The 18,583-nt window shown below is 37.0% G+C and carries 16 protein-coding genes and 1 other annotated feature; all 16 genes read right to left on the bottom strand.

Going from position 1 to position 18,583, the window contains the following annotated elements; all coding sequences use genetic code 11:
* Positions 1-195 precede the first annotated feature (195 nt).
* On the bottom strand, positions 196-396 hold the full coding sequence (gene cspD / locus ACEN4I_RS06245; protein WP_407095520.1) for a cold-shock protein CspD: 201 nt from the start codon (positions 394-396) through the stop codon (positions 196-198).
* 1,085 nt (positions 397-1,481) lie between these two features.
* Entirely contained in the window at positions 1,482-4,271 is a 2,790-nt protein-coding gene (gene ileS / locus ACEN4I_RS06240) for an isoleucine--tRNA ligase (RefSeq protein ID WP_407102481.1), read from the bottom strand.
* 91 nt (positions 4,272-4,362) lie between these two features.
* Positions 4,363-4,581: a binding site (T-box leader), on the bottom strand.
* Between the two features lie 21 nt (positions 4,582-4,602).
* Positions 4,603-5,307, bottom strand: coding sequence for a DivIVA domain-containing protein (locus tag ACEN4I_RS06235; protein ID WP_407095522.1), 705 nt, complete (start codon positions 5,305-5,307; stop codon positions 4,603-4,605).
* 45 nt (positions 5,308-5,352) lie between these two features.
* A complete protein-coding gene (locus tag ACEN4I_RS06230) occupies positions 5,353-6,135 on the bottom strand; it encodes an RNA-binding protein (RefSeq protein WP_407095523.1) in 783 nt (260 codons plus the stop codon).
* Positions 6,136-6,152: 17 nt separating this feature from the next.
* Positions 6,153-6,443, bottom strand: a complete 291-nt coding sequence (locus tag ACEN4I_RS06225) for a YggT family protein (protein WP_407095524.1) — start codon at positions 6,441-6,443, stop codon at positions 6,153-6,155.
* Positions 6,444-6,462: 19 nt separating this feature from the next.
* A complete protein-coding gene (locus ACEN4I_RS06220) occupies positions 6,463-6,948 on the bottom strand; it encodes a cell division protein SepF (protein WP_407095525.1) in 486 nt (161 codons plus the stop codon).
* A gap of 26 nt (positions 6,949-6,974) precedes the next feature.
* Positions 6,975-7,670: a YggS family pyridoxal phosphate-dependent enzyme gene (locus ACEN4I_RS06215; protein ID WP_407095527.1), complete on the bottom strand. Its 696-nt coding sequence runs from the start codon at positions 7,668-7,670 to the stop codon at positions 6,975-6,977.
* Positions 7,671-8,930, bottom strand: coding sequence for a cell division protein FtsZ (gene ftsZ / locus ACEN4I_RS06210; RefSeq protein ID WP_407095528.1), 1,260 nt, complete (start codon positions 8,928-8,930; stop codon positions 7,671-7,673). It abuts the gene before it with no gap.
* 49 nt (positions 8,931-8,979) lie between these two features.
* A complete protein-coding gene (gene ftsA / locus ACEN4I_RS06205) occupies positions 8,980-10,308 on the bottom strand; it encodes a cell division protein FtsA (protein WP_407102482.1) in 1,329 nt (442 codons plus the stop codon).
* Positions 10,309-10,473: 165 nt separating this feature from the next.
* A complete protein-coding gene (locus ACEN4I_RS06200) occupies positions 10,474-11,397 on the bottom strand; it encodes a cell division protein FtsQ/DivIB (protein WP_407102483.1) in 924 nt (307 codons plus the stop codon).
* A 24-nt stretch (positions 11,398-11,421) separates the two neighbouring features.
* A complete protein-coding gene (murG, locus tag ACEN4I_RS06195) occupies positions 11,422-12,516 on the bottom strand; it encodes an undecaprenyldiphospho-muramoylpentapeptide beta-N-acetylglucosaminyltransferase (RefSeq protein WP_407102484.1) in 1,095 nt (364 codons plus the stop codon).
* Positions 12,517-12,542: 26 nt separating this feature from the next.
* Positions 12,543-13,925, bottom strand: coding sequence for a UDP-N-acetylmuramoyl-L-alanine--D-glutamate ligase (gene murD, locus ACEN4I_RS06190; protein WP_407102485.1), 1,383 nt, complete (start codon positions 13,923-13,925; stop codon positions 12,543-12,545).
* Between the two features lie 27 nt (positions 13,926-13,952).
* A complete protein-coding gene (gene mraY, locus ACEN4I_RS06185) occupies positions 13,953-14,918 on the bottom strand; it encodes a phospho-N-acetylmuramoyl-pentapeptide-transferase (protein WP_407102486.1) in 966 nt (321 codons plus the stop codon).
* 107 nt (positions 14,919-15,025) lie between these two features.
* On the bottom strand, positions 15,026-17,185 hold the full coding sequence (locus ACEN4I_RS06180; protein WP_407102487.1) for a penicillin-binding transpeptidase domain-containing protein: 2,160 nt from the start codon (positions 17,183-17,185) through the stop codon (positions 15,026-15,028).
* Entirely contained in the window at positions 17,182-17,571 is a 390-nt protein-coding gene (gene ftsL / locus ACEN4I_RS06175; protein ID WP_407095535.1) for a cell division protein FtsL, read from the bottom strand. The genes ACEN4I_RS06180 and ftsL overlap by 4 nt, the downstream gene beginning before the upstream one ends.
* A gap of 33 nt (positions 17,572-17,604) precedes the next feature.
* On the bottom strand, positions 17,605-18,564 hold the full coding sequence (rsmH, locus tag ACEN4I_RS06170; RefSeq protein WP_407102488.1) for a 16S rRNA (cytosine(1402)-N(4))-methyltransferase RsmH: 960 nt from the start codon (positions 18,562-18,564) through the stop codon (positions 17,605-17,607).
* Positions 18,565-18,583: the final 19 nt, after the last annotated feature.

The raw sequence follows: 18,583 nt of genomic DNA, 5'->3' as shown, positions 1-18,583 counted from the left end.
TATCTCCAGATAGTTACTATTTAAAACAAAAGCATGTTATATAAAATTGAACCGCCGTATACCGAACGGTACGTACGGTGGTGTGAGAGGACGGTAAATAAATTAATTATTTACCTCCTACTCGATTTCAATAAATAGGCAAAAAAATAAAGGAACAGGAAAATTGTCCTGTTCCTTTTCTATTTGTTAGATCAATTATAATTTAACAACGTTAGCTGCTTGAGGTCCACGGTTACCTTCAACAATTTCAAATTCAACCGGTTGGCCTTCTTCTAAAGACTTGAAGCCTTCTCCAGTGATTGCGCTGAAATGTACGAATACATCATCTCCGCCTTCAACTTCGATAAAGCCAAAACCTTTCTCAGCGTTAAACCATTTTACTGTTCCTTTTTCCATACTATCTACCTCCATATATCGTATTGCAATAGATCTTTTTTCGTTAGAGGTTTATTTATGTAACTCAACTATCAAAAAGCATTTATAGTCATATAAACGACGTTGTTAATTAATGATTGATGTGACATAAATTCAACTTTCTCATTTATTAAAAATAAATCCATTACACAACATATTATAACGCAGTCTCTTTTAGTTTGCAAGGGCTGCCAATTGCCTTTTAAAAGTATTTTTTTATTTACAGCTTTTTATCTCTTCATCCATCCCCTTCTCATCTTCTTCTTACCTCTATAGGTTTTCCGGCCTCAAATTTAAGCTGAAATGTTGTTCTACAATATTCGACTTTAGTAAGTAAAAAAATATACTTCTTTTTAATGCTGAAACTATTAGAAACACATTTCTAGAAATTTCCAGAGGAATATGTGGCTGCTTATAGCTATGAAAAAGGATGCAAAATAGGAAATACTATGGGCTTAGTTTGTTCTATCCTACACATACCCATATCCCATATCCCCTCTAACGGCTACGAAAATCACTTGTTAGTCTTGACACATGTTTTGGTTCAAGGCGTTTCCATAAGCAACACCATAGGTTTCTTTATCAACGTTAGAAGATAAAGAGCTGACGTGTTAAGAGAATCTGCTCAATAATAAATAGAAAAAAACTCTTATGAGACAGAAGATTCTGTCTCATAAGAGTTTTTGTTTTTATTCTTGATTTTACAACAGTTGACGTTGGTAAATAAAAATAGTTTCCTTTTAAATACTAAACCTTTTAAAAACACATTCTTAGAAATTTTTGGAAGTATATGAGGTTGCTTATAGCCATGAAAAGGATGTAAAAAAAGGAAACACTGTGGGCGTACGCCCAAGTGTACCATGCTTGTAAGCTGCTGAAGCAGCAACAATCATGGCAATTACTTAGTGTTAGGCTTTAGCCGTTACACTAAGTTTGACGCTTGTAAGCCTTGAGACGCTTTCGACTCAAAGGCGGTCCCATGGCGTTCCATAAGCAGCCCCCCAGGCCGGAAAAAATTTTCTTACCAACGCTAGAAGATGACGATTCTGTATGAAAGGATTTGCTTATTATTCTTCTTCCTCAGCTGCTAAAGCTTCAGGATAATGTTCTTTTACAATATGGTAACAACGAGCACAAAGTGTTGGAGCATCTTCAAATGATCCTACTTCTTCGCTGATGATACGACATCTTTCACACGTTTCACCATGTGCATGTTCGATCGTAACAGCTACATCTGCAAATTTACGAGCTGACTCAGGTGCAGCTTCATAACTATCTGCTATTTCTAATTCAGAAATAATCAATAACTGACCGATGTTCGCAGATAAGTTGGTCAACAATTCTTTTACTTCTTTTGTTGGGTAAAGCGTAACTTTTGCTTCAAATGATTTCCCAATCACTTTTTCATTACGCGCTTCTTCTAAAGCTTTCAATACATCATCACGAACAGCCATAAATGCTTTCCAGTCACTTAAAACAGCGTCTTGATTCTCGAATGTTTCTACTTCAGGCAACTCTGCCAATTGAACAAACTCTTCTTCTTCTTTCAAGTACTTCCAGATTTCTTCACTTGTGTGTGGAAGAATAGGTGTCAATAAAGCTGTTAATTTAGCAGCAATGTCATAAAATACTGTTTGCATAGCACGACGGTCATGGCCATTTTCTAAATCAATGTACACGACATCTTTAGCAATGTCTAAATAGAATTGTGACAAATCCACTGTACAGAAATTCATCACTGTTTGATAAATTCCTTTGAAATCATATTCTGCATAAGATTTTCTGATTTTTTCTACCACTTGGTTGAAACGAATCAACATATATTGATCTAATGCATTTAAGTCTTCATAAGCTACTGCATCTTCGGTTGGATTAAAGTCAGATGTGTTGGCCAATAAGAAACGCATAGTGTTACGGATTTTACGGTACCCTTCTGATACTTGTTTTAAGATATCGTCCGATACCCTTACATCATATTCATAGTCTACACTAGATACCCACAAACGAATAATATCTGCACCCATTTGTTTGATCACTTTATTTGGAACAATAACATTTCCAAGTGATTTGCTCATTTTACGGCCTACTCCATCCATTACAAATCCTTGAGAAAGAACATTCTTGTATGGAGCTTCTTCGTTAACCGCTATAGACGTTGTTAAACTTGAGTTAAACCAACCGCGGTATTGGTCTGATCCTTCTAAATACATGTCAGCTGGGAAGGATAATTCTGGACGAGCTTTTAATACAGCTGCATGCGATGATCCGGAATCAAACCAAACATCCATGATGTCTTTTTCTTTTGTAAATTCATTGTTTGGACTGCTAGGATGTGTAAATCCTTCAGGCAATAAGTCTTTTGCCTCACGCTCAAACCAAACATTAGATCCAAATTCGCCAACTAAACCAGCTACATGATCGATAGTTTCAGGAGTGATAATCGGTTCTCCATTTTCACCGTAGAAAATCGGCAATGGTACTCCCCACACCCGTTGACGTGAGATAACCCAATCTCCACGATCGCGAACCATATTGTAGATGCGTGTTTTTCCAGATGGATGCAACCAAGTGACATCATTCTTAATGGCCTCTAAAATTTGAGCACGGAATTTGTCAATTGATGCGAACCATTGTGGAGTTGCTCTGAAAATAACCGGTTTTTTCGTTCTCCAGTCATGTGGGTAGCTGTGAGTAAAGAAGTCTAATTTCAACAAACTTTCCTTTTCATCTAACCATTCCGCAATTTTTTTATTGGCATCATCGTAGAAAATGCCTTCCAAACCAGGAGCTTCATCAGTGAAACATCCTTTATCATCGATTGGAGAAAGAACACCTAATTTGTATTTTTGACCCACGATGTAGTCATCTTCCCCGTGTCCTGGAGCAGTATGAACTAATCCTGTACCCGCTTCTAAAGTAACGTGATCGCCTAAAATGAGTAAAGAAGTACGGTCATACAGTGGGTGTTGAGCGGTCATGTATTCTAAATCTTTACCTTTGATTTCAGATAAGATTTCTACATTTTCCCAGCCGATTGCAGCAGAAACATCTTTTAACAAGTCTTTTGCTACAACGTATCTTTTACCATCCGCCTTTACCACTGCGTAAACGTAGTCCGCATTCACGGTAATAGCTAAGTTAGATGGAATCGTCCACGGTGTAGTCGTCCAAATAACAAAAGAAGTATCTTCATCTAATAGACCTTTTCCGTCTACCACTTTAAAAGCAACATAAATACTTGGTGATTTTACATCTTGGTACTCGATTTCAGCTTCAGCCAATGAGGATTCACTGGAAGGTGACCAATAGATTGGTTTTAATCCTTTATAAATATAACCTTTTTCAGCCATTTTACCGAATACACGAATTTGTTCTTCTTCGTATTCAGGAAGTAACGTAACATATGGATTTTCCCAATCTCCAGCCACTCCTAGACGTTTAAAGTCTTCTCTTTGTTGGTTGATTTGTTTCCACGCATATTCTTCACAAATTTTACGGAATGCGGCTTCTGACATTTCTTTACGTTTTACACCACTATTGGTAACAGCTTGTTCAATTGGTAATCCGTGAGTATCCCAACCAGGAACATAGGGTGAACGAAAGCCACTCATGCTTTTAGACCGGATGATGATATCTTTGGTAATTTTGTTTAATGCATGTCCCATGTGGATATTTCCGTTTGCATATGGAGGCCCATCATGTAAAATAAACGTTGGTTTTCCAGCGTTTTTTTCTTGTAGTTTTTCATAAACCTCTGCATCTTTCCATTCTTGTTGCCATTCTACTTCACGAACCGGTAAATTTCCGCGCATTTTGAACTTAGTTTGACCTAAATTCAATGTCTCTTTCATTTTCATTATCATGAAATCCTCTCTATTATTGTATTCTTATTGGTTTTGAATGATTCTTCCATAGAACCTAAAAAAGCACAAAAAAAGACCTCTTCCCAAAAGGGACGAAATCTTCGTGGTACCACCCATAGTTCAAGAAAAGAGTGTTCTTTTCTCCTCTAATAATTGTTAACGCCAATCAAACGATTAATTTTACTTAAAGTTCAAATTAATACTCATGGAGGATCTTACAACAATAGGGACTTGTTAGACTCACACTGTTCTCTAACTCGCTGTAAAGTATATTGCTGCTTTCTGTTCCAATCATTGTTCTAAACTATTTTAATAACGCCTTGTTTTATAAAGGTAATTCTACTGCTGGCATATTGCCCTCTTCATACTCTTTTTTCTCTGCTTCATCTGATGCAGCCTGAGAAACATTTTCTGAATCTGCTGATTCAACGTCTGCTGTTTCTTCTTCTGAAGAATCATCATCTGTTATTATAGCTTTTTCAACATCTACTGGCAACTGTTTTTCTTCAGTTTCAGTTTTTTGCAAAAATTCTTTTACAGTAGGAATTTCAATGACTTCTTCTAAATCACTTTTCAGTAATTCATCCCACTCGTTATTTTTCACCATTTCCAATTGTGACTCAATCATCAACTGCAAACGTTGTTTAAAGACACGACTTTGTTTTTTTAATTCTTCCGTTTCAGCCGTAATTTTTCTTGCTTTTTCAACTGAATCATTCAATAAACGATCTGCATTATTTTCAGCTTCTTGTAGAATAATAGCAGCTTCTTTATCCGAATTTACTTTTAATCGGTCTGCGGCTTCTTGCGCCACAAGAATTGATTTGTTTAATGAATCTTGAATATTGTTGTAATGCTCCACTTTTTCTTCAGAAAATTTTAATTTCTTTTCCAATTCTTTTTTGTCTTTTAAAACTGTTTCATAATCTCTGATGATTTGATCCAAAAAGTCGTTTACTTCGTCTTGATCGTAGCCGCGCATTTTTGTCGGAAATTCTTTATTATGTATATCTAATGGTGTTAGTCCCATTATTGACACCTCCAAAAGTAAAATTAGTTGATAAGTAATCATTGCCTATTTGAATAAAACACCTAACACAAGCTTCCACTTGTCTTTCTTGCTTTTTCCTTCGATCTCTTGTATCTGAAAGCGTCCAAATCCGCGTATAGAAACAATATCCAATAGATCCAATACGAAATCTGGTCGTTTCATCTCAGTCCAATTTACTTTAATATGCCCTGATTCTATCATTTGTTTTGCTCGTTGTCTAGAAATCTTGAAGACACTCGAAATCAGTGTGTCGATCCGCATAGACGAGACTGTATCGTGTACAATAGTCCAACTGTCTTTAGGAACAATCAGTTCTGTGTAATTGCGTTCTTCTAATCGAACAGAGACGCGCCCTATTTTATCGATTTGAGAGATAACGTAATTTTTGATGGAGTCATCAATAAAAAATTGCCATCTTTCTCCATCAGAAATAATATCTCCGAAAAATTCTCTTTTGATTCCACTGGAAAGTAAAGTTCCTAAAATTTTCCCATGAGACATGGTAGCGAATTTAGTAGGGTAATTTACTTCATACAGTTTAACGTTAAAGTCTTCTTGTCTTGGTTCAAAATAAGCAGGGCAAATAAAAGCACGGTTTCTTTCAGAGGCTTCATATCCTCCGAAAGAATACAGTTTGATATCCATATTTTTACCGATGATCGATTCTAAAATGTAATATTGTCTAGGATCTAAAAAGTTTGTCAATACGGGTGTGTATTGATCCTCTACTTCTCTGACCCATTCTGCTACAGAATCAATAAACGGTATTTCTTCTTTTCTAAAATGCTGATAGACATTTTCAATCACTGCGACCTACTCCTTGCTTAAAAAAGAATTAATCGATAAATGAATATAAAAATACTGTCCAAGCCCCTACTTACCAAGTTCAGCGCAAGTAAAGCTACAATACCTGATATACTGATCATTCCGATTGGTGGAATGAATCGTCTAAATATATCAAGATACGGTTCACAGACCTGAGCCAATATTTGGCCCAACTTTGATTGATAGGCATTTGGAAACCATGACAATAGTATATAAATGATCAATAACACAGAATAAATTTCTAATGCTGCTGATAAAACTTGATGTAGCGTACCTAATAAATTTAACACTGCTTAAAATTCCTCTCTATTAATAGATCTCAAGATCATCGAAGCTGTTTGATTGGTCTAAGACACCATCAATTTCTACATTTTTAGGTGTGCAAAGAAAAATTTCATTTCCTACTCGCTGCATGTCTCCTTCAATGGCATAAATAGTTCCCATTAAAAAGTCTACAATTTTTTTAGCTTCATTTTTTTCAATTCGATTGAAATTTAAAATCACAGCTTGATTAGCTAGTAACAGATCAGCAATTTCTTTTACTTCCGAATAAACTCTTGGCTCAACAACAATAATTTTCCCTTGCTGTTGAGGTTGATTGATAGAAACTACATTGCTTGGTTTTTTCGTATCTTTGCGTACATTCATGGCAACTGAACTTCCTTGTCTATTGGATACTTGAGGTTGTTGTTTCGTATTTTTTACTTTGGTTTCTTGTTCCATTTCTTCCATGTAAAAGGATTCCTCTTCATCATCTAAACCAAAAAAACTATTCAATCGGTTTATCATTCCCATTTCAAACCCTCCTCAGTTAAAAAAAATTAGGTTTTATCAGCTTCTATTTCGTTAAAAAAAGCCGATCCAATACGAACAAAAGTGGCTCCTTCTTCTATAGCAATGGGATAATCTTGACTCATTCCCATACTTAATTCTGCACATGGAGCATACTCTAAATCAAGTGATACGATTTTTTCTCGCAATTTTTTTAAATCACTAAAGGTTTTTCGAATCACTTGTTCTTCAGCCAATTTGGGTGCCATGGTCATTAAGCCGACGATCCGTATTTTTTCAAACTTGGATAGTGCCTCAATCGTCTCTATTACTTCATCAGATGAAAAACCACTTTTAGATTCTTCACCTGAAACATTTACTTGTAAAAAGCAAGAGACAGGCTTTTCAGCTCTTTTCTCAATCTCTTCAGCTAAAGACATTCGATCCAGCGAATGCAAATAGTCAATCCGATTAATGATCTGTTTTACTTTTCTTGTTTGAAGAGATCCAATGTAATGCCAGACAATTTCCTTTTGCTGTAGAACTTCTTGCTTTTGAATCAATCCTTCTGGTCTGTTTTCTCCCAGATGTGTGTAACCGAGCGATACAACTTTTTCTGCCTCCTCAATAGACACATATTTTGTCACAACTACAACACGAAGATCAACTCTATCACGGTTTGAAATATCCAGTGATTTTTTCAGTTGATCTTCTATATCGTGAACATTTTGTTCTATATGGTTCATTTACTTCCGTCTTCTTCTAAAGAATGGAGGAGTATCTAAACTATCTTGAGGCGTTTCTTTTTTCTCTTCTGTTGCATGGTCTCGGTTTGAAGGTTCAAATTCAGTTTTTTCTTGATCATCAAAAATAGTCGTATCCGAACTTTGTACATTACGGTTGCGTGTATTAGGCTCGCGACGAATATCCCAATCAGCAAATGGATCATTTTGTTGATTGTCCGAAGTACTTTCTGGAGCTTGCTGGCCGCGGTTTGAAGCAGGCTTAGTACGAACTCGGCTGTTTTGAGCTACTCGTTTATCAGCTTCTGTAGTATCGATCCCAGTAGCAATAACCGTTACGATAACTTCATCCCCTAATTCTTCATTGATAGAAGTACCAAAGATGATGTTTACTTCAGTTGTTGAAGCAGAGGATACAATATCAGAAGCATCTTGTGCTTCAAATAATGTTAAGTCTGAACCGCCAGTAATGTTTAACAAGACAGATTCTGCTCCGTCAATAGACACTTCTAGTAAAGGAGAAGAGATCGCTTTTTTAGTGGCTTCAACAGTACGATTTTCTCCACTTGCTGTACCAATTCCCATTAATGCAGAACCTTGATTTTCCATAACTGTTTTAACGTCGGCAAAATCCAAGTTTACGTAACCAGGTGAAGTAATCAAATCAGAAATACCTTGTACACCTTGGCGTAAAACGTTGTCCGCTTCACGGAATGCTTCCAGCATAGGCGTTTTTTTGTCTACAATTTCCAGCAGACGATTATTAGAGATTGTCACTAATGTATCTACGTATTCTTTCATTTGAGCTAAACCTTCAGCAGCAAAACGGCCACGTTTTGGTCCTTCAAACGAAAATGGGCGAGTGATCACACCAACCGTCAAAGCGCCTTGTTCTTTAGCTATACGAGCCACAATAGGAGCTGCACCAGTTCCGGTACCTCCACCCATTCCCGCAGTAACAAAAATCATGTCTGCTCCTTTTAAAGATTCAGCAATTTGTTCTTCACTTTCTTCAGCAGCTTTATGTCCAATATCAGGATTTGCTCCTGCACCTAGTCCACGAGTCAATTTTGGTCCAAGTTGAATTTTAGTTTCAGCATTTGAATTTGCTAAGGCTTGCAAATCTGTATTGGCTACAATAAACTCTACACCTTTTACGTTATCGCTAATCATGCGGTTTACTGCGTTGTTTCCCGCTCCACCTACACCAATTACTTTAATAACAGCTCCACTAACTGGTGCTGTGTCGAATTCTAAGTCCATCTTATTTCCCCCTACTATCTAGTTGATTTCTTTTTAGTCTCTTTACCGTTTAATCGAAAAAGTTATTGAACATTTTTTTCATTTTGAATACAAAACTATCTTCTTCATTCTTAGGTTTTTTAACGGGTTTTTGCTTGATTGAGTATTCATCCGCTGCATCCTCACGCTGTATTTCAACAACCGATTGGCGAGGTGCAGAATCCGTCTCAATATTGAATCCTGTTGCTGTTTGATTCGCAATTCTTTGAATATCGTTTAACTTAGCTTGATACTCTATTAAACCAATACTTGTTGTAAAGGATGGATAACGCATCCCCATATGATCAGGGATGTACAGCTTAACATTTACTTCAAATATCTCTTTAGCTAATTCTACCATACCTGGTATAGATGCTGCACCACCAGTTAACACAATTCCGCCCGGTAGTTCTCTGGCTCTTACAGAATCCAATTCTGTTTTGATGGTCTCAAAAATTTGTACTACACGAGCTTCAATGATTTCAGATAAATACAATTCAGTTATTTTCACTGGATCTGTTTTTCCAACAACTTCTACTGGGAAGGATTCTTCTGCTGAAGCTTCAAGAGAAGTTGCATATCCAAAATCACGCTTTATTTTTTCTGCATTCTCTAATGTAGTATTTAGTACAATCGAAATATCTTTTGTAACATATTCCCCACCCTCAGGATCTACAAATGCAAATTTCAATTGATTATCATGGATAACAGAAGCAGCAGTTTGGCCGCCCCCCATATCAATCAAAATAGTCCCAAAGTCTCTTTCACCACTAGACATACTAACTGTACTAGCAGCTAAAGGCTGTAATACAATATTTTCAATTTGCAATCCCGCTTTTTCAACACAACGTTTAATGTTATGTACAATGGTTTTTGGTCCTGTGATCATTGTGGCATGCATTTCCAAGCGAACCCCTATCATTCCACGAGGATCTTTAATACCGTCAAAACCGTCCACAATAAACTCTTCAGGGATAATAGCTAAAATTTCACGTTCTGGAGGAACGGATTTTACCATAGCAGCCCCAATAGTATTGCGTACATCTTCATCTGTAATTTCACGATTTTCACCTGAAACTGCAATCATTCCATGGCATGTCTCAATTTCTGTAGATGTACTTTGAGTTCCAACGATAACGTTATAAATATCAACATTTGCTTTTTTTTCGGCTTGTTTAATCGCTTTCTTGATCGATTCTACCGTTTTATCGATATCAACTATGATACCTCTGCTTAATCCTTCAGATTTTTCATTTCCTACTCCAATAATATTCATTTGTCCATTAACATATTCAGCTACAACAACTTTTATTGAAGTGGTTCCAATATCTAAACTAACATACATCTCAGAATTTCTCATAGATTGAAACCTCCTAGCTTTTAATTTCAATTTAATTATTTGTTCTTGACTTATATAAATACAATTCTACCATACTTGTGACCATTTTTTGAAGATTTTCCTGTAGATTACAGATTATTTTTATTAAATACATCAGTTTGGTTTGCTTGGAAATACTGAATTTCATTATTCCACTATTTCGTCATTATTTTCTGATTCTGTCACAGGCTCTTCTTGAGTATTTCCAGCTTCTCCAGACTCCTCTGAAGAGTCATCCACCTCTTTTTCAAATGGTACAAAATATCCCCCGACTTCTAAATTGATGACTCCTTTTTGGTTGCCGATTTTTTGAACCATATCAGGATAGTAATTCATCTTTTCAGCAAAAGTAGGCAAAGTTGCCACTACTTGATTTCCATCATTCATGTAAACTGTCACCAGATACTGATCAGTGTCGCTTGGAGTATGTTCAATTTCAGAAATGCCGTTTTGTACGGAAGTATTCAAGGAGTTGTATTGTTCAATCAAATGGTTTAAAGGTTTCCCTTCAGAAAAATTTTTAAAAATTGGATTGTTGCCCATTGAAACTTTTCTGCTTTCATCTACAATTTTTCCATTTTCTAAAATGGGAAAATACTCGTTATCCTTATGCGAATAAGCAATAATTTTGTACTCATCAATTTCGATTAAAACATCATTCCAACCTTCTAGATTTAATGCGACTGTTTTTACTTGTGGAAGCTCATCCAAAATAGCTTTTTCAGAGACCTCATCATTCCATAGAGAATCCCACAAGGGTAATCCAGAAGTCAATTGACTGGAATTAATCACTTTTTGATCTGTGACATCATTATTTCCATCAACTGATAAAGTTCCTATTTTACTTAGCGGAGAAACGAAGTAAATAACGATCAAAATTGCACATAAAAACAGTAAAAGAAGCGGAATCAAACGACTATACATCTTTTTTTGCCGCTGCTTTTTTAACTTAGGCAAATGTTGTTCCAATGTCTGAGTTTCTTTTATCGTTTTTAGTCCCTTGCTTGAAGAGGACTCACGTGCATGGTTGTTTTGTTCTTTATTTTTTTGATTCATGTGGAATTTACCCATGACATATCATCCTCCTTAACAAGGTTAATGCGAAGTGATTTCGTTGATCACTTCAATCAGTCGATCCGCTGCATCTGGGACCCCGATTTCTTTAGCTTGTGACGCCATTTCTTTTCTTTTTTCCGGATGGTCCATCATTTCATCAATGGTTTCAAGTAAGAATGCTGCAGTCAATTCTTTTTCTGTAATCATTTTAGCTGCATCATGTTTGACTAAACTTTTCGCATTACTTGTTTGATGATCATTGGTCACAATAGGACTTGGAATCAAAATACTAGGCAATCCTAGTGCTGTCAGTTCTGCTAATGTGGTTGCCCCGCTTCTGGAGACAACTACAGAAACATTCGCGAATATTTCCGGCATATTGTGGATATAAGGCACTACCGAAACGTTTTCGCTTGTTTGGCCAATGAGTTTAGTGAAAGCCTCATAGTGAACCTCTCCTGTAGCAAATAAAACTTGATAGTCTCTTTTAGCTAGTTCAGGTAAGGATTCTATAAACGCTGTATTGATCGCTTTTGCGCCACGACTTCCTCCAAAAATCAGTACAGTAGGTACAGCAGGTTTTAAATGATATTCGCCTAGCGCATCTGAGGGCAAGATTCCAGCGACTTCTTGAGCTCTTGGGTTGCCAGTATAAACTACTTTGGAAGGGTATTTGCTGAATTCAGCTTCGGCTTCCTCAAAACATGTAGCGATTTTATCCACATAACGAGCCAGAAACTTATTCGTTACCCCAGCAATACTGTTTTGTTCATGTACAATAGTTGGAATGCCTAATTTGGCTGCAACATACACTACTGGACCGCAGACATATCCCCCTGTACCAATAACCACATCAGGAGCAAACTCTTTCACGATTTTTCGAGCTTTAAAAATACCTTGTAAAAATAATTGAATCGTTTTTAAATTTTTTAACGACAATGATCGTTTGAAACCTTCTACTTTTACCGCCTTAAAAGGAATCCCTGTTTTTGGAACGATTTTACTTTCTAATCCTCTTTCAGTTCCTACATAGAGGAATTCGGTTGTCGGATCAATCGCTTTTAAACGTCTCATTAAAGCTAAGGCAGGATAAATATGCCCACCTGTACCTCCACCTGATAACAATACTTTCATTATAAATGTAAGACCACTAAAAAGGTCTATTCCTCCTCTTCTTCTACGTTTGCAATTAATTGTTCTATAGAGTGAATAAAGGCATCTCCTCGTACTTCAAAGCTGCGGTATTGATCCCAACTTGCACAAGCAGGTGACAATAGAATAACATCTCCAGCTTCACTAATATCGTAGGCGGCAGGAACTGCTGCCTCGACATTTTGTACAGACAAAATCGTTGGTACCCCAGCTGCCTCACCAGCTTCAGTTATTTTGCCAGCCGTTTCTCCGAAGACGATCAATCCTTTTATACCCTTCAGTTGAGGAATCAAGTCATCAAAATCATTCCCTCTATCTAATCCGCCAGCCAACAGAATAACCGGTTGTTTAAAACCGTTCAATGCATTGATCGTAGCTAAAGAATTGGTAGCTTTAGAGTCATTGTAAAATTTTCTTTCTTTAAATTCCGTTACAAACTGAGTACGGTGCTTCACTCCTCCAAAATTGGCCAACACTTGTTGGATAACTTCATTGTCCTGTCCCATTAATTTAGCAACTGCAATAGCTGCCATGGCATTTTCCAAATTATGCTCACCTGGAACTAAAATACCTTTTTTATCCATGATGACTTCGTTTAAGTAATAAATGGAATCTCCATCAATATAGACACCCTTTTCAACCTTGCCTAGTCTAGAAAATGGAATGATTGTAGCTTTACTCACTTTTGCCAATTCCCGTAGTTCAGGTTGATCCCAGTTGACGATTAAATAATCTTCAGCCGTTTGATTTTCTGTGATTCGCATTTTAGCTGCTACATATTCATCTCTTGTTCCATGATAGTCAATATGAGCAGAATGGATATTAGTGATTACTGCTATATGAGGTCTAAAAGTAGTGATACCCATCAGTTGGAAACTAGACAATTCCATTACAACAGCATCTTTATCTGTTACAGTTTGCGCAACTTGACTTGCTGGAGTTCCAATATTTCCTGCTGCAAAAGCTTTTCCTTGTGTACGTTTGCCATTCAGCAAATCGGTGATCATTGTTGTTGTAGTTGTTTTACCATTTGTTCCTGTGATCCCAATAATAGGACTTTCTGCAACTTCATAAGCCAATTGGACTTCCGTTAAGACAGGAATGCCTTTTTCGATTGCTTTAGCCACAATTGGGTTATTGTACATAATCCCTGGATTTTTCACAACAAATTCAAAGTCTTCATCCAACAATTCAACAGGATGTCCGCCAGTAACGACACGAATTCCATCCTCCAACAATTCTTGTGCTTCTGGATTTTCTTCAAAACTTTTATAATCGTTCACAGTCACTAATGCTCCAAGTTTATGCAGCAGCTTAGCTGCATTTACTCCACTCAAAGCCAGTCCTAAAACCAATACTTTTTTATTTTGATACGTCGTTACATCTTTCACGCGAAATCCCCCAGTTCTCTTTCAATGTTAAAGTACAATCCATAGAGTAAGCAGTGCCATCACTAATCCAACTGACCAAAAAGTCAGCACAATTTTCCATTCACTCCACCCACTCATTTCAAAGTGATGATGGATAGGTGCCATTTTAAAGATTCGTTTGTTTCTTATTTTTACAGATCCCACTTGCAGAATTACCGAAGTAGTTTCCATAATAAAAATCAATCCTACTAAAAGAAGTGTCCATTCTTGCTTCAACAAAATAGAGACAGCGGCAAGCCCACCTCCTAAAGCTAATGAACCAACATCTCCCATAAATATTTTGGCCGGTTTTTTATTAAACAGTAAAAATCCGATTAATCCACCAATAACGGCTAAACAAAAAATCAAGACATCTGTTTGTTGTTGATGGAAGGCAATAATAGCGTAAGTTCCATAAGCTACAATACTGGTTCCTGTTGCCAATCCATCCAAACCATCTGTTAAATTAACGGCATTTGAAAAACCGACTAGCCAAAAGATAATAAGTAAGCCATAGAACCAGCCTAAATTAACACCGCCTAAACCAGGAAGGGTTAAGTCACTCGGAAATCCCTGTATACGGTAAACAATATAAAATAACAGTCCTCCTGCTACTTGACCAATCAATTTTTGTAATGATGTTAAACCAAGGTTTCTCTTTTTGATCAATTTAATGTAATCATCCAAGAAACCTAGAACTCCATATAAGACAAGAATAAACATCAATAAACCTAAACTAACTGTAAAAACATTTTGCCAAAGACCACTCCAGATCATAGTTACGATTCCTGAGATGATAAAAACGACTCCGCCCATTGTCGGTGTTCCCGTTTTTACTTCATGCCAAGTCGGTCCTTCTTCTCTAGTAGTTTGTCCTAGTTGTTTGACTCTGAAATACCCGATAACAAACGGCATCAAGATAAGTGTGATTGCAAAACTACTAACTGTTGCAAGCAGCATTTCTTCCCATTGCATAATGATTCGCTCCTAATTTTGCTTTTCATCAGATTGCCTGTCCATCTCTTTGGACAAAGCCCAAGATCATTCTCTTGTTCTCCTTCTGACTTAAAAAACGTGTTTTTTTATGGAGATTCTAGTACAATTTCAATTTGACTTTCCTCAGTCAACAAGGCATTCGGTTCTAAACTTTGCTGAGTGACATAACCATCTCCACTAAAAGTAAACTCTATCCCTGTGATTTCAGAAACTTTTAATACGTCATTTTTTGACCATCCTGTCATATCTGGCATAGTCATCGCTCCATTGGTTAACAGAATAATGCGCTGGTCTTCAATAACGGTCTCATCCGCCAAAGGCAATTGCTGTACTATTGTATCACCATTTCCCACTACGGTCACGTTTAATTGCATTTCTTCTAATTTTGTTAACACGTCGCTTTTGGCTTCACTAGTGACTTTTGGCATGACAATTTGATTCTCTAATCCATTTTGAGCTTCGTCGTCTAAATGCAGGTATTCCAAACCTCTTTTCATTACAGGTTTAAATATCGAAGCCATAATATCTGTAGTTGTTACAGTTGGGTCATTAACAGTCGGGCGTTCCATAGTAATGTACATGACTAATTCCGGATCATCTGCCGGAGCCATTCCCACTACTGAATAAAGAAAATTTTTGCCTCCACTATAGTATTTTCCTGTTTCTGCATTGTAAATTTGTGCAGTTCCGGTTTTAGCTGCAATCTCATATCCATCAATCGCATACTTTTGACCTGTTCCATTTTCGTTGTATACAACTTCTTTTAAATATTCCAACGTTTGATCAGCCGTTTCTTTTGAAACAGGAGTGCCTACTACTTCCGGCTCTACAATAGTTTCTGCTCCTGTGTTTGGGTCCACGTATTTATCAATGAATTGTGGTTTCATCATTTGCCCATCATTCGCGATGGCACTAAATGCTTGCAACATTTGTAAAACCGTTACTGTGAGTCCTTGTCCAAATGCCGTATTAGCTTGATCAATGGCTCGTTTGTATTTGTTTGAACCTGCATTTTCATTGTATAGTCCGGATTCAGTCGATTTGCCTATTCCAAATGCATCCATGTATTCTTTCCATGTTTCAGCACCCATTTGTTGAGCAAGTTTTACAAATGCTACGTTACTAGAACGTGCTAAGCCTTCCAAATAAGTGATTGTTCCCCATCCATTGCGGTTAACATCTCGTATAGGTATTCCAGACACTTCAATGGAACCCGATTCAAAATAAGCATTTGGGTTAAAGACTCCTTCGTTTATTGCTGCTGCAAGAGTCAATGTCTTTAAGGTAGATCCTGGCTCATAAGTATACTCAGCCAGCAAATTCATCCATAGTTCATCGATTCCTTCTTTAGTCGTTCCATTAAAAGAGGGACGCTGAGAAGTTGCAATGATTTTACCTGTTTTCGGATTCATCAAAGTAGCCGTCATTGCCACTGGATTGTATTTATCATCTACCTCTGTCATCACACTTTCCAGTAAAACTTGCATTCGTTTATCCAATGTCAAATAAATGTCTACCCCATCTACAGGATCGATCACTTCTGCTTCTTCATTCGGCAAAGCATATCCAAAACTGTCTTTTTGATACTTCAACTTGCCATCTGTTCCGGTCAATAAATCATTGTAGGTCTGCTCGACTCCCATAAGACCGACCATTTCTTTTCCAGTTTCCGCTTCTCCATCCTCTGCAGTAGGCAATTGTGCCACACCAACTAAATGTGAGGAGAATACTCCATTAGGGTATAGACGAGTAGGCGTTTCTGTAAAAAAGATCCCTGGAAGGTCAGCGGCTTCAATATCACTTTTAATATCATAAGTGAGGTTTTTACCTGCTGTTCCAAATTCAACCTGACTTAGGTCCTGATTCAATTTTTGCAAAATTTCTTCTTCACTCATTGATATGTATTGCGACAATGTTTCTGCAGTTTTTTCTTTGTCGACTACATATTGAGGATTTTTTTTGTTGTTTGACCATTCATCGGTTAACACTGCATACAATGAATAAGAAGTAGCATCCATTGCAACCGGATTCCCTCCTACGTCATAGATGGTACCACGGTTAGCTTCAAGGACACTACTTCTTGTATATAAATTATTCACATTCGTCTCTAAGTTTTCCCCGTTGACTTCCCCTTTAACCATAATATAAGAAAAACGGCCAGCAAATATAGCGTAGATCACTATACAGGCAAAAAATAAGAGAATAGAGATCAGCTTTCTATTTTTTAAAGGATTTCTTTTTTTCATTTCGAGACATTCCTTACATTTTCTTCATTCATTTCTAATCCATGTGCTCTAGCAATTTCATATACCCGATCGTAACGAGACAATTCTTGAACTTCTTGTTCTAGATTAGTATTCACAATAGCGATTTCTTCGATTTCTCGATTAGTATCTTGAACTTCTCGGTTCGAGGTTGCCACCATAATTTCTAGTGAAACACAGGCCACACCCAAAGAAAAAATGATTATACTCGCTACTGTAATAAGAAGTTTTTCAACTTTTGAAAGTTTTTGTTTCTTAGGTTCAGGTGTATAAGCAGGTCGTTGCTGCGGTCTTTGAGGGTATACTTGTGGTGCTTGTTCAGGCATCACACTATGTAAGTCTCTAGCTAAATTATTCTCTAATGCCATTAAGATACTTCCTTTCTTCTGAATTCTACAGGGTTATTTTTTGCTTTTCACTTGTTTTTCAGCGATTCTCAATTTTGCGCTTCTCGCTCGATTATTTTGTTCCAGTTCTTCTTCACTAGGCAAAATAGGTTTGCGGGTAATGATTTTTAGTTCAGGCATGTACTCAGTGGGTAATACTGGCAGTCCTGGAGGCAATTCAGGGCCTCTGGCACGATCTTTGTATATTGATTGGACGATTCGGTCCTCTAAAGAATGAAACGTGATCACGCTGATTCTCCCTTTGACAGTTAACAAATCGATAGCTTTTTCCAACGATTCCTCTACCGCTGACAATTCATCATTTACAGCAATCCGTATAGCTTGGAAAGTCCTTTTAGCTGGGTGTCCGCCTTTTCTTCTGGCTGGAGCAGGAATTCCCTCTTTAATCAACTCTACTAATTCTCCAGTTGTTTCAATAGGAGCAATCTCTCGCGCTTTTTCAATTTTTCTGGCGATTTGTTTAGAAAATTTTTCTTCTCCGTAACGATAAAAGATTTTGACTAATTTTTCATAAGGCCATTCATTGACAACAATACGAGCTGTCAGTAGTGAATCAGTATCCATTCTCATATCTAAGGGTGCATCTTGATGGTAACTAAATCCACGCTCAGCTTGATCTAATTGTGGAGAAGAAACTCCTAGGTCGTATAAAATACCATCTACAGCATCAACATTTCGTTCATTCAACTCTTCTGTGATATTTCGGAAATTCGATTTGATAAAAGTGACCATTCCCTTTTCAATATATCCAGCAAGCTTTTCTTTTGCATTTGCGATAGCTGTTTCATCTTGATCAAATGCATATAAGTGACCATTTTCATTTAATTGGGACAACAAATATTCACTATGTCCCGCTCCTCCAAGTGTGCAATCTACATAAATTCCATCAGGAGAAATAGATAATCCATCTACTGTCTCATGCAGTAAGACTGTTTCGTGTTTAAATTCAGGCATCAATATCTCCCTTTCATCT

The organism is Desemzia sp. FAM 23990 (assembly GCF_045528485.1).
In the GTDB taxonomy this organism is placed as follows: domain Bacteria; phylum Bacillota; class Bacilli; order Lactobacillales; family Carnobacteriaceae; genus Desemzia.
This window is presented reverse-complemented; position numbering and strand designations above follow the sequence as displayed.